General features: G+C 45.3%; 13 protein-coding genes. 9 read left to right on the top strand and 4 right to left on the bottom strand.

Annotated elements, in window-relative coordinates:
• Positions 1–108: 108 nt before the first annotated feature.
• From pspC to pspA, 3 genes are read right to left on the bottom strand one after another with little or no spacing between them, the layout of a single operon-like run.
• The gene (gene pspC / locus ST37_RS09085; RefSeq protein WP_084885624.1) at positions 109–495 is read right to left on the bottom strand and encodes an envelope stress response membrane protein PspC; all 387 of its coding nucleotides are present in this window, start codon (positions 493–495) and stop codon (positions 109–111) included.
• The gene (pspB, locus tag ST37_RS09090) at positions 492–722 is read right to left on the bottom strand and encodes an envelope stress response membrane protein PspB (protein WP_084885625.1); all 231 of its coding nucleotides are present in this window, start codon (positions 720–722) and stop codon (positions 492–494) included. Before pspB ends, pspC begins: the two co-directional genes overlap by 4 nt.
• A gap of 14 nt (positions 723–736) precedes the next feature.
• Positions 737–1,402, bottom strand: a complete 666-nt coding sequence (pspA, locus tag ST37_RS09095) for a phage shock protein PspA (protein WP_084885627.1) — start codon at positions 1,400–1,402, stop codon at positions 737–739.
• Positions 1,403–1,593: 191 nt separating this feature from the next.
• Between pspA and pspF the strand changes: the two genes are divergently transcribed.
• From pspF to ST37_RS09125, 6 genes are all read left to right on the top strand, one after another.
• The gene (gene pspF / locus ST37_RS09100; protein ID WP_084885628.1) at positions 1,594–2,604 is read left to right on the top strand and encodes a phage shock protein operon transcriptional activator; all 1,011 of its coding nucleotides are present in this window, start codon (positions 1,594–1,596) and stop codon (positions 2,602–2,604) included.
• Between the two features lie 129 nt (positions 2,605–2,733).
• On the top strand, positions 2,734–4,362 hold the full coding sequence (locus ST37_RS09105; RefSeq protein ID WP_084885630.1) for an ABC transporter substrate-binding protein: 1,629 nt from the start codon (positions 2,734–2,736) through the stop codon (positions 4,360–4,362).
• On the top strand, positions 4,362–5,324 hold the full coding sequence (locus ST37_RS09110) for an ABC transporter permease subunit (RefSeq protein WP_084886628.1): 963 nt from the start codon (positions 4,362–4,364) through the stop codon (positions 5,322–5,324). The genes ST37_RS09105 and ST37_RS09110 overlap by 1 nt, the downstream gene beginning before the upstream one ends.
• Positions 5,311–6,198, top strand: a complete 888-nt coding sequence (locus ST37_RS09115) for an ABC transporter permease subunit (RefSeq protein WP_084885631.1) — start codon at positions 5,311–5,313, stop codon at positions 6,196–6,198. Before ST37_RS09110 ends, ST37_RS09115 begins: the two co-directional genes overlap by 14 nt.
• Positions 6,198–7,193, top strand: a complete 996-nt coding sequence (locus ST37_RS09120; RefSeq protein WP_084885633.1) for an oligopeptide/dipeptide ABC transporter ATP-binding protein — start codon at positions 6,198–6,200, stop codon at positions 7,191–7,193. The genes ST37_RS09115 and ST37_RS09120 overlap by 1 nt, the downstream gene beginning before the upstream one ends.
• On the top strand, positions 7,190–7,972 hold the full coding sequence (locus tag ST37_RS09125) for an ATP-binding cassette domain-containing protein (RefSeq protein WP_084885634.1): 783 nt from the start codon (positions 7,190–7,192) through the stop codon (positions 7,970–7,972). Before ST37_RS09120 ends, ST37_RS09125 begins: the two co-directional genes overlap by 4 nt.
• Before the next feature lie 285 nt (positions 7,973–8,257).
• Here the strand turns inward: ST37_RS09125 and ST37_RS09130 are convergent, their stop codons facing one another.
• Positions 8,258–9,163: a manganese-dependent inorganic pyrophosphatase gene (locus tag ST37_RS09130; protein WP_084885635.1), complete on the bottom strand. Its 906-nt coding sequence runs from the start codon at positions 9,161–9,163 to the stop codon at positions 8,258–8,260.
• Between the two features lie 207 nt (positions 9,164–9,370).
• Here ST37_RS09130 and cmoB point away from each other — a divergent pair, with 207 nt between their 5' ends.
• The 3 genes from cmoB (at position 9,371) to ST37_RS09145 (ending at position 12,788) form a co-directional block, all read left to right on the top strand.
• Positions 9,371–10,345 (top strand): tRNA 5-methoxyuridine(34)/uridine 5-oxyacetic acid(34) synthase CmoB, encoded by a 975-nt coding sequence (gene cmoB / locus ST37_RS09135; RefSeq protein ID WP_084885637.1) that lies wholly within the window; start codon positions 9,371–9,373, stop codon positions 10,343–10,345.
• A 145-nt stretch (positions 10,346–10,490) separates the two neighbouring features.
• Positions 10,491–11,243, top strand: coding sequence for an ATP-dependent zinc protease (locus tag ST37_RS09140; protein WP_172400964.1), 753 nt, complete (start codon positions 10,491–10,493; stop codon positions 11,241–11,243).
• Between the two features lie 36 nt (positions 11,244–11,279).
• Entirely contained in the window at positions 11,280–12,788 is a 1,509-nt protein-coding gene (locus ST37_RS09145; protein ID WP_084885640.1) for an inactive transglutaminase family protein, read from the top strand.
• Positions 12,789–12,790 lie beyond the last annotated feature (2 nt).

Consider the following 12,790-nt stretch of genomic DNA (forward strand, 5'->3'; position numbering starts at 1 on the left):
TTACACATACTTACAGAATACAACAAAAAAACGCTTTTACTAGGAAAGGAACCCATCATAACCGTTTTTTAACCCATATAGTTAGAAACGGTCACTCTGTAGAAAACCTTACAGCTGCTTAAACGCTCGATTCACTTTAAAAGACTCTGAAGTCACATGCGCTTCCATCTCTCGAATGCGCTTTTCGACTTGGTAAATATCGTCTTCAACATGATCCAAAACACTATGAGCAGACTCGCCGGCAGACCATGGCTTCGCCTTCACACTGTGTTTCGCTTTTTGCTGATAAGTGTGTACGTCTCTCACATCTTGCTTATCAAGTAAAAAGGTAAACGCTGCATAGGCAAGAATGACTAAAAATCCTCCCCCTAGCAGGGTTGCCGACACCACGAGAATACGAACTACCCAATACTCAATTTCGAAGTAGTTGGCAATACCGGCACACACGCCAGTAAGTTTGCCATTAGCAGGATCGCGATACAGTTGTTTTCTCATCGTTTTTCTCTCCAGCCCGGTGACTCGTCGTCCAATATTTTTTCGAGTGTTCTCACGCGATCGGACATGGCGCCAGCGCGCTCGGATAGCGCTTCCAATCTGTCCCTATCCTCTTGACTCAGTCCTTTATTGGTTCTCTTGATGCTTCGGTAGTGCAGCACCAGCCAAAGCGGTGCCACAAAAATCAGAAAGATAACCAGAGGTGTGGTAATTAGTGCAGCGGTCATAGCGCCTCCTTGAATTAAGATTTATCCTGCATCGACTGTTTAAGTTTGTTGAGCTCTTGCTCAATCTCTTCCTCGGCCTGCAAATCTGCAAATTGGGCATCAAGTGATGGTGATTCAGACACCGCATAACTGTCAGCATCGGCTTCTAAGCGATCAATTTTCTTCTCAAACTGGTCAAATTTAGCCATCGCCTCTGCAGTTCTACCTGCATGCAACTGCTCCTGCACTTGCTTGCGATTACCCGCAACAGTTTGACGCATCGTTAAGGTTTGCTGACGAGCACGTGTCTCTAGAATTTTCGCTTCCAGTTTTTTGACTTCTTGCCCCAGTTTATCAATTGTCTCTTCAACCAAGGTTTGCTCTGTGTGCAGCTCTGCCACTACTTTCTGCAATTTTTGTTTTTCGATCAGTGCAGCGCGGGCTAAATCTTCACGCGATTTGCTCAGCGCTAAACTCGCTTTTGCCTGCCAATCTTCAACTTGGTTTTCTATTTTTCCAACGCGACGAGCCAACTCTTTTTTATCGGCAATCGCTTTTGCAAGGTTTGTACGCACCTCAACCAAGGTGTCTTCCATCTCTTGGATAATCAAGCGGATCATTTTGCTCGGATCTTCAGCCTTATCTAAAAGTGCACTGATGTTTGAATTTACAATGTCTGCGAATCTTGAAAAAATGCCCATAACGACCTCTCATACCATTTATTAGCGTTTATGTTATCTAGGGTTTCCCCTTGTTGCTAATTACTATTCAATATTGATGCCAAAAATAATAGCAAATAAAAACAAACACTTAACAATAAGTCGCTTGCACATCAACTCAAAGCATGACAAAAATAACACATATGTGGTGAATTTAACCAAGTGAGAGTCTCATGCAAAACCGTAATATCATCGGTGAGTCAGCCCTATTTCTCGAAATGCTTGAAAAAGTCTCGAAAGTCGCTGCCATTCAACGACCGGTACTGATTATAGGTCCTCGTGGCTCAGGTAAAGAACTCATTGCTCAAAGGCTGCACTTTTTATCTTCGCGTTGGGATCAACCATTTGTTGCTCTAAACTGCGCCGCACTGAGCGAAAACCTTATTGACTCTGAACTCTTTGGACACGAGTCAGGCTCCTTTACCGGCTCCAGGGGAAAACATGAAGGCCGATTTGAACGAGCAGAAGGCGGTACCTTCTTTTTGGACGAGTTGGCTACTGCGCCCATCGTGGTACAAGAGAAACTTCTTCGTGTTATTGAGTACGGTGAGTTTGAACGCGTAGGAGGCAGCAAAACCTTAAAAGCCGATGTGCGTCTGGTCTGTGCCACCAACGAAAACTTACCTCAATTGGCAGCGCAAGGTGATTTTAGAGCCGATCTTCTCGATCGCCTCGCCTTCGATGTGATTCATGTACCCGCATTATCGCAGCGACCGGAAGATATACCGTTGCTCGCAAAACACTTTGCAATGGGCATGTGCCGAGAGTTAGGCCTGCCCCTATTTGGCGGTTTTACCGAAGATGCCTTAGCCGCATTGGTTGCTTTTCCATGGCCGGGTAATATACGTGAGCTAAAAAATGTGGTTGAGCGCGCGGTCTATCAAAACCCAGAGCCCAACACTCCCATCAGTGAGCTTATTTTTGACCCCTTCCAGCAATCTATAGATAACAGTGCGCTTATCGTTAATGAGCACGCAATAGATGACACTGAACCTTCACAGAACTCCATCATATCGGCAGATATTTCCTTACCCTTAGAATACAAGCAGTGGAGTGAAAATAACGATATCGCTTTACTGACACAAACATTAGAGCATGCCAAACACAATCAAAAAGCAGCGGCGGATTTGCTAGGCCTCAGTTACCACCAATTTCGTGGCATGATGCGAAAATACAAGCTATAGGTAAAGGACAGCCAGCCTCCACACAATTGACATCACGTCGAGTAATGTGCGGTAAACTAGGCTCTAGATCGGCTTAATGCTAAAGTGTCCGCTATCGGACGCTTTAGCACCACAACAATTGGATCTTGTATGACGTCAAACCTCCGCTGGCAACCCATCGGGTTTCTGTTAATCGCAGTGGCTTTTTTAATGGGTTGCACAGAAAACTCTCAGGTTGAGCGAGTAAAACAGGAAGGCTTCATTTACTGTGGACAAGGAAGCCCGCGTTTTTTTAATCCTCAGCTTGTCGATAACGACATAGCGACAGAAGCGCTGAGCCCGCAGCTGTTTGATGCCTTGCTTCAATTTGACAGTGAAACTATGGTGCCCTCGCCTCATTTGGCTCAAAGTTGGTCGGTGTCAGAAGACGGACGTGAATACACGTTTGAACTCAGACGCGATGTGCACTTTCACCACACTCCATGGTTTACACCAACTCGGACAATGAATGCTCAAGATGTTGTATTTAGCTTTAAGCGCATCATCGATTCTCAACATCCGTATCACTTTGTGAATAGTGCTAGCTACCCTTGGTTTGCCGCGATCAATTTTTCAAGCACGCTCGAAGATGTGATCGCATTGTCAGACGACAAAGTGCTGTTCAAACTGAGCAAAGCGGATAACACCTTTTTAAGCAATCTATCGACCGTGTACCCTGTCATACACTCAGCGGAGTATGCCAATCAGTTAGCCGCGCTCGACGAAAAGCATATCATCGATACACACCCAGTTGGCACGGGCTCGTTTAAGCTCAAAGAGTTTAAACATCATGACTATATTAGGCTGACTCGAAACGAGAATTACTGGAAGTCTCCAGCAAAAATGCAGCAAGTCGTCTTTGATGTCTCCTCTCGCGGGACTGGCAGTTTATCAAAATTGCTAAGCAATCAATGTGATGTTTTGTACTCACCGATCATGAGCCAGATTCCGGTTATTCGCGAACACACAGAGTTGGAATTAGTGAAAGTACCTGCAATGAACATCTCTTTCATTGCACTGCAAACCTCAAACCCAAAGCTCAACCATCCAGATATTCGCAAAGCATTAAGCCTTGCCATAAACCGCGAAAACATTATCGATACCGTCTATTTTGGTAATGGTGAAGCAGCGTATTCCTTGCTACCTAGTGGCTCTTGGGCCAGCAACAGAGACACTATTGCGGTGCGTTTTGACCCTAACTACGCAAGTGCATTGCTCGCAAAACATTTAGATGGACAACCACTTAATCTCACATTATGGGTGCCAGCGTCTGAACTCAGCTACCATCCAAGCCCGCGCAAAGTAGCGGAGTTAGTGCAATCGGACTTTGCAGATGTTGGAGTGACTTTATCCGTGGTGTTCGAAGATAGAGTGCAGCGCAATCATCGCCACAGTTCCCAACAGTACGATATGGTACTTAGCAGTTGGAATGCCGATACACCGGACCCAGATAACTTCTTCCGCCCACTTTTATCTTGTGATGCCAATAGTGCAGGGTTAAATGTCTCCACCTGGTGTAACCCCGATTTTGACTTCCTTTTGGACCTAGCAAAGGAGACAACCGAGGCTAGATATAGAAAAAACCTCTATTATCAAGCTCAAGTCATTGTAAATGATGAAGTTCCATTGATTCCTTTGGCACACGGAGTACAATTCCAAGCAAAACACTACTCAATCGAAGGACTGCGAGTGAGCCCGTTTAATACTGAGTCGTTCGAGAACGTGTACAGGGAGTACTAATGTTAATCTATACCCTGCGCAGAATTAACCTATTTGTGATCACTTTACTGATCATATCGGTGGTGAGTTACAGCATTCTGCGTCTGGACCCAACTTCAACCTGGTCCATTCTCGATTTTTGGGAAGGCTGGCGAACCTATTTGAGTGAGGTTACTAACCTCAACTTTGGGCTCAATGCCTCTGGTCGACCAATCAGTGATGAAATTTTTGTGGTATTTGCTGCCACTTTAGAGCTGTGCTTGTTAGCCTTTTTATTGGCGCTCATTATTGGCATTCCTTTAGGAACCTTATCCGGTGTGCGACAAGGAAAACCGCTGGACAAGTTTATTTCCTTTGTCGCCACAGCCGCTTATGCTGCGCCTCTGTATTGGATTGCGCTACTGCTGATGTTATTGCTGTCATTGCAATGGGAATTGCTGCCAGTGTCTGGCCGCTATAACCCACTGTTTGATATAGAAACCGTTACGGGCTTTGCCATTGTAGACACATTGATTTCGCCGTCACCCCATAAAGGGGACGCATTGCAAAGTGTGTTACTTCACCTGGTATTACCATGTTGCGTACTGGCCATACCTCCAGCGACGCAACTGGTGCGCTTGATGCGTTCTTCGGTTGCCCAAGTGATGAGTGAAAATTTTATCCGCGTGGCAAAAATACGCGGCTTGAGCAGTTACCAGATCATCGTTAAACACGTACTAAGAAATGCTTTTCCGCCCATTATTCCGATGTTAGGTGTGCAATTAGCGAGCATGCTGACCTTCGCCATAATCACCGAATCCATTTTTAGTTGGCCCGGTATAGGCCGTTGGCTTCTGGATGCACTTGCTATGAGAGATTATGTCTCGATTCAAGCTGGTGTACTGGTTGTCGCCAGCTTTGTTTTGTTTACTCAGATATTATCGGATCTCATCGGCACGCTGATCAATCCCCTAGCGAGAAAGGAATGGTATGTTAACCGATAGCGTATACCAAGAAGACCACATCCCCACGCAGCGTGAGCGATTTATTAAGAGCTTTCGTGCCAATGGTTTGGGTATGTTTGGGTTTTGGAGCCTGCTCATTATCGTGCTAATCACGCTGATTTCTCCTTGGCTCACTCCACACGACCCTTATCAGCAAACATCGCATCTGCTTCAGCCCCCTTCGTGGGATGTCGATGGCAGTATCGAATACTTCCTTGGTACCGATGATCTTGGCAGAGACATATTGTCTCGTCTAATGGTTGGCGGGCAGATCACCTTTGCCAGTACCTTTGCCATTACCGTCATTGCTGCCATAATTGGCTGTACAATCGGATCTCTTGCAGGGATGACCAAGGGCTTAATCTCCAGTACGCTCAATCACCTTCTCGATACCGTCATGTCAATTCCCTCATTGCTGTTGGCCATTATATTTGTGGCGTTTTGGGGAAGCGATGTTTATACCGCGCTGTTCGCTATTTCTGTGGCATTAATGCCACGTTTTATCCGGTCTACCTACAATGCGATCCACCTAGAAATAGAAAAAGACTACGTTATCGCCTCACGTCTTGATGGCGCTAATGACTATTACCTGTTTTGGAACTCGATTCTGCCAAACATATTGCCCGTTGTTATCGCCGAATTTTTTACAGCCCTGACCATTGCCATCATCGATATGACTGCATTAGGGTTTTTGGGTCTTGGTGCGCAAGGCGCAACGCCAGAATGGGGCGCCATCATCGGTCATTCTGTAGAGCTGGTGTTTATTGCTTCTTGGACGGTTATTTTGCCAGGGCTCGCCATAATGAGTACGGTTATCGCCCTGTCGATCGTCGGTGAAGCTGCGCGAGACGCGTTAAATTCGGGGGTAGAATAATGCCACTTATTGATATCAGGCACTGCTCTATCGTTATCGACACGCCGCAAGGAAAAGTTCGCGCAGTCGAACGGATGAGTCTCACCATCAATGAAGGTGAGATCCGCGGCTTGGTTGGAGAGTCAGGATCGGGAAAAAGCCTTATTGCTAAAGCGATCGTTGGCCTGACCAAAGACACCTGGACGGTCACCGCTGACCGAATGCGATATGGTGACATCGACTTGCTGCAACTGAGTAAAAAAGAGCGCCGCAAACTGATTGCCAAAGAAATCGGTATGATTTTTCAAGAGCCTTCTACCTGTCTCGATCCCAGTGAAAAAGTGGGTGAACAACTGGCGGAATCCATACCAAAGTCGGCCTATCAAGGCCCGTGGTGGAAGCGATTTGCGTGGCGCGGCAAGTTGTCACATGCGTTGCTGCACAAAGTCGGCATTAAAGAGCACAAACGTGTCATGCAGTCGTATCCGTACGAGCTTACCGATGGTGAGTGCCAAAAAGTCATGATTGCGATGGCGATTGCTGCCGGTCCCAAGTTATTGATCGCCGATGAACCCACCAACGACTTAGATTCGGTCACGCAGGCTCAAATTTTAAGACTACTCAGCCGAATGAATCAGCTACAACGCACCACTATTTTGCTGATCGGTCACGACCTCTCAACCATAGCGCAATGGTCAGATAGGCTTACAGTGATGTATTGCGGGCAATCGGTAGAATCTGGCGCGACAAAAAAAGTGCTTGATGGCCCTAAGCACCCGTATACTGCGGCGTTAATAAAAGCGATGCCAGATTTCGCAAGCTCAGATCAACATAAACAAAGGCTCTCTTCCCTACCCGGCTCGATACCGCCATTACAGCATTTACCTATCGGTTGTCGTCTTGGACCCCGTTGTCCTTATGCTCGTAAAGAGTGTGTCGAAGCGCCACTGTCTAAAAAAGTGAAGGGCCACAAATACTCTTGCCATTTCCCACTTAACACGAAGGTGCCTGCATGAGCGCATTATTAGAAGTTAAAGATCTTTCTAAAACCTTCACTACTCGCACTGGGTTGTTTGGCAAGAAAGAAAAACAAGCGGTTAAACCGATCACATTTAGCTTAGAAGCGGGTGAAACGATCGGTTTGATAGGACAAAACGGCTCTGGTAAGTCCACACTGGCCAAAATGATTGCGGGTGCCATTGAGCCAAGCAGCGGTCAAATATTGGTTAATGGTGAAGAGTTGGAGCACAAAGATTACTCAACCCGGTGTAAACTTATCCGAGTGATCTTTCAAGATCCAAATACGTCGCTCAATCCACGTATCCAAATTGGCCGAATTCTCGAAGGTCCATTAAAGCGAAACACCGCTATGCCAAAAGAAGCGCGTGAAATGCGTGTTGCACAGACCTTAAAACGAGTAGGTTTGTTGGCAGAGCATGCGCACTTTTACCCACAAATGCTCGCAACAGGTCAAAAGCAGCGTGTTTGCATTGCGCGAGCGCTTATTTTGCAGCCTTCGGTCATAATCGCAGACCAAGCGCTGATTGGCCTCGACATGGCGATGCGATCGCAAATTGTTAACTTGTTGCTCGAACTGCAAGAAGAAATGGGCGTGTCCTTCATCTATGTGTCCCAACACATTGGGATGATTAAGCACATCACCGATAAAATTCTAGTGATGGATAATGGCGGCGTTGTCGAAACAGGGAATACTCTAGACATCATAAACAATCCAAAGCACTCAGTGACTCAAAAGCTAGTCGATAGTCACTTTATGCAAAAAGGTCGTTGTTAGTTTCACTCGCTCATTTATAGTTAGCCAAATTATAGCCTCAGCTAAGATTCAGCTTAGGGCTTGAAGCGTTAACTATTGATTGCGACTTTTGGTCACTCACGACCCTTTCTCGATTTGCTGAGCCTCCAGTTTATAACAATCGAAGTAATTTACTGGTCAGAAAATTGTTTAGGTTGGTATTACTTTCTGTAAATCAACAACTCCGAAATTTGCGCGATAGAAGTCTGTCGAAATTTCGAGCAAAAAAAAACCCGCTTTAAGCGGGTTTTATGCAATAGATTGTGTTTACACCAATTCGTTTTGCAACCAAGGCCAGCCTTGCTTCTTACGACTTAGCGTATTTTCCATCATCAGTTGACCATTTTGCTCGTGCTTAACCAACTTCTCAGCCCACTCACCTTTGTAAAGCAGACGAGTTTGCGCGGAGGTAATGTCTGTTAGCATAACCGCAGCAAACGCTAGCGAATCTTCTTCACAACGACGTTCTAGATCCGCTTCAATTGCGTCAATCATGCCGTCTACTTGTTCTAGGGTTGCTAGCTCAACTTGACCGACTACTACGTTGCGCTCATTGAATGGATACGCTTTAAGATCTTTCTCAACCAATTGCGCAGCATCTAGCCCTTCAATATCGGTTTTAGCAATCAACAAGTCTTTGATAAACGCATCGAGATCTTCAACACCAGCTAATGGAGCAAGCTCAAGTACCGCGTCTTTGTCTTTTTGAGTACAGGTTGGCGATGCAAAGCCAACCGTGTCAGACAGGATTGCCGACATCATTAGCGTTGCAATAGGCTTGCTAATCTCAACATTTTCCATTTTGAACAGGTTGAACAAAATCGTACAAGTACAGCCAACAGGCCAAATCCATGCTTCTAACGGGTTAACCGTCATGACATCACCCAGACGGTGGTGGTCGACAATACCAACAATCTCAGCTTCATTTACATCGTCGGGTGCTTGTGCAAGATCTGTGTAATCCACCAGCCACACTTTTTCACCCGCAACAGACGTTCGCAATTCGGGTTGCTCTAGATTAGCAGTCGCTAAAATGTGCTGCGTCTCGCGGTTAATTTCACCTTGACGTATTGGCATAGCTTCGAGGCCACGAGCTTTTAAAAGTTCGGTTGCCGCCAATGCGCTACAAATACTATCGCTATCTGGGTTTTTATGACCAACGACTAAAATCATTGCTTGTCCTATTCTTGTTAAATGAAACACAAAGCGTCATTGCTTTTTAAGTGGCACTACTTTACCCAATTTCGAGGGAATTTCCAATGTTCGCGCCTTCACTGATGCAGAAAACACCGTTTGCCCAAGCAATGATATTGCCAACTTATAGGCATAGGTGTATCTTCCTGTGCCAATGCCTCCACAAACCAACAAATTACTAAGATTATGTTTAATTTTGCGCCTTTTTATCACTTGTTAGCCAATGATACCCGTCTGCAATCTTGGTTAAACACACTACCGTCACAACTCACTGATTGGCAAAATGCTGAGCATGGTGATTTTGAACGGTGGGTTAAGGCACTCAACAAAATCTCGGGCAGCAAGCCCGACTCCGTAGAACTTGAATACGAAGTAAAGGTGTCTAACCAATCGCCGCTCATAGACGGTGAAAAAAAGAAACTTGAGAACTTGCTGCGCACTTTCCACCCTTGGCGCAAAGGGCCTTATACCGTTCACGATATTCATATTGATACTGAATGGCGTTCAGATTGGAAATGGGACCGAGTTCTACCCCATATTAGCGACCTGAAAAACCGCCATATCCTCGATGTGGGCTGCGGTAACGGTTATCACATGTGGCGCATGCTAGGCGCAGGTGCACGATTGTGTGTTGGAATCGATCCATCACACCTATTTTTAGTGCAATTTGAAGCCATTCGAAAATTGATGGGCAACGACCAACGTGCTCATTTACTGCCACTTGGTATTGAACAACTGCCCAAACTAGAAGCGTTTGACACCGTATTTAGTATGGGGGTCTTGTACCATCGTCGTTCACCTTTGGATCACTTGATCCAACTCAAAGACCAGTTGGTCGCTGGTGGTGAGCTTGTACTTGAAACATTAGTGATAGACGGCGACGAAAATGCGGTGCTTGTACCGGCCGATCGCTATGCGCAAATGCGCAATGTGTATTTTTTCCCATCTGCAAAAGCGTTAAAAGTCTGGCTTGAAAAAGTTGGCTTTGAAAACGTACGTATAGTCGACCAAAATACAACAACTACCGGTGAACAACGCTCTACTGAATGGATGACTCACAATTCACTTCCAGAGTATTTAGATAGCGATGACCCCACCAAAACGGTAGAAGGATTACCAGCACCTAAACGTGCAATATTGGTTGCCAATAAGCCCCGGTAACTTATTGAATACAAGTCTTTTAGTGGCATTCGTCTCTTAAAAGGCTCAGCTAGCTTTTTTACTGACTTAACTTTAACAAACGTTAAGTCAATCTCTTTTACAATTGCCCTGTTCCCTGTCTATTATGTTTATTAACTCCACAACTATGAAAAAAGTCCTGTCTGTTGCTACTGTTTTGCTCTTATTAGGCTGTACTCAAACGCCTACAAAACAACAATTTGAAGTTCAAACACGTTCAATAGAACAAATGCAAAGCAACTATTTGGAACTTGTCACTATTTTACACCGAATGGAAAATGATCTGTCGGTAAAATCGTCCCAAATTTACCAAATGCACCAGCAAATCGAATCGCTGTCCGCTGAAATCCAAAAGCAACAACAAATACACCAAAAACAAATGGTGGTCAAAGAACCCGAAATTGTTTATGTCGTCGCTGAAGCACCAACCAATACTCAGACCCCACGTGATGTTGTTGTAATAGGTGCAGTCGAAACCGTATCTCTTGCAGGTATCGAACAAAACTTCGACGCCCGAGTAGATACTGGCGCCACCACATCTTCTATAGATGCTCAAAACATTAAAGAATTTGAGCGAAATGGTAAAAAATGGGTTAAATTTCATATATCTGAAAACGAAAATGAGCAAGGCGACAAATTGTGGGTAGAAGTGCCTATAATTCGGTATGCGAGCGTTAGGCAAGTTAACACACCGGACGTACAAAAACGTCCCGTTGTTTCAATCCCAGTACAACTTGGCAACCTTAGGGAGAATGTTGAGTTTACGCTGACAGATCGATCGCACATGGATCACAGTGTATTGCTTGGTAGAGAGTTCTTAAAAGACATCGCAATCGTCGACGTCAGTAAAGAACACATCTACTCACAAACAGATAGTTAGTCTCCGTTACATTACTCAAGCATCAAAAGGACAGTTATGATTTCGAGAGTCCCGTTTTATTTACTAGTGGCCGTGCTGGTCGTTGTTGGCGTTGCTTTAAGCTTTACTAGGCATGCAGATTACGGCGTGCCGTGGTTACCCGGTGAATCACGTGAAGTATGGGACGTAGAAGCTCGTATAGAATTCGATGCCCTAGGTGACAAAGTAAAAATTTCGTTGGCCGCGCCGAATACCCAACCCGGATTTACGCTGATTGATGAAAGCGCCTCTTCACCTGGATACGGTGTGTCTTATGTTGACACTGACGCTGGTCGTCGAGCTGAATGGTCAATTCGATACGCCGATGGTCCACAAACCATTTATTACAAAACACAGTTCTTGGTGGATCCAAATGTTAAACTTGAGCCTATCAAACCTGAAGACGTTGACATCATTGCCCCGACTTTCGATGGCCCTCAAGAAGCTGCCGCAAACGCTATTATTGAGCAGGCCATAAGTCGCTCTGCAGATGATGTTACATTTGCTCGCGAGTTGACGAAAAAACTGAATGACAAAGACAGTCAAAATGCCGCATTGTTGCTTAATCAATATGATAAAACTGACGCCTTAACCGCACTGTTGTCACACGCAGGAGTGGCAAACCGTGTTGTTGGCGTAGTAACACTTGAAGATGGACGTCGACGTCAAGTCGCTGCCAATATGATACAAGTTTGGGATGGCAAAAAGTGGGAGTTGTTTAACGCCGATACCGGAGCTCAGGGAAAAAAAGACAACGTGTTAATTTGGGACGAGTCTAACGTCTCGTTGCTCGATGCGATTGGTGTTGAGAACAGCCAAGTTCGCTTTTCAATGATTGCCCAAGATATCTCTCCTCGCGTTGCTACGAGTAAAAAAGTCGAGTCTGATAGCCTACTTAACTTCTCTATTCACAGCTTACCGATTGAAGAGCAATCTATGTTTAAAACCATAATGCTCATCCCTATTGGTGCCTTTATCGTCGTATTCCTACGATTGATTGTTGGTCTCAAGACCTCCGGTACCTTTATGCCAGTGCTGATTGCTGTTGCGTTTGTACAAACACAACTTCTCACTGGTATCGTCGGGTTTTTGTTGATCGTTGGAACAGGCCTGGTTATCCGTGCTTATCTCACCAAGCTTAACTTACTGTTAGTGGCGCGAATATCTGCAGTTATTATTACCGTAATACTGATCATTTCTGTCTTTACCATTGTCGCGTTCAACATTGGACTTGTCGAAGGGTTAACCATTACCTTCTTCCCAATGATCATCCTCTCTTGGACCATTGAGCGTATGTCGATTCTATGGGAAGAAGAAGGTGCCAAAGAAGTCATGCTTCAAGGTGGTGGTTCATTACTCACCGCAATTCTGGTGTACGCTGCGATGACCAACCCATATGTTCAGCATCTAACGTTTAACTTTATGGGTATCCAACTGATCATACTGGCGGCAATATTGCTGCTTGGTAACTACACCGGCTACCGCCTCACTGAATTACGTCGCTTTAAACCACTCGCGGAGGATTAAGC

The sequence above is a fragment of the Vibrio sp. qd031 genome (assembly GCF_002100145.1).
GTDB lineage: Bacteria > Pseudomonadota > Gammaproteobacteria > Enterobacterales > Vibrionaceae > Vibrio.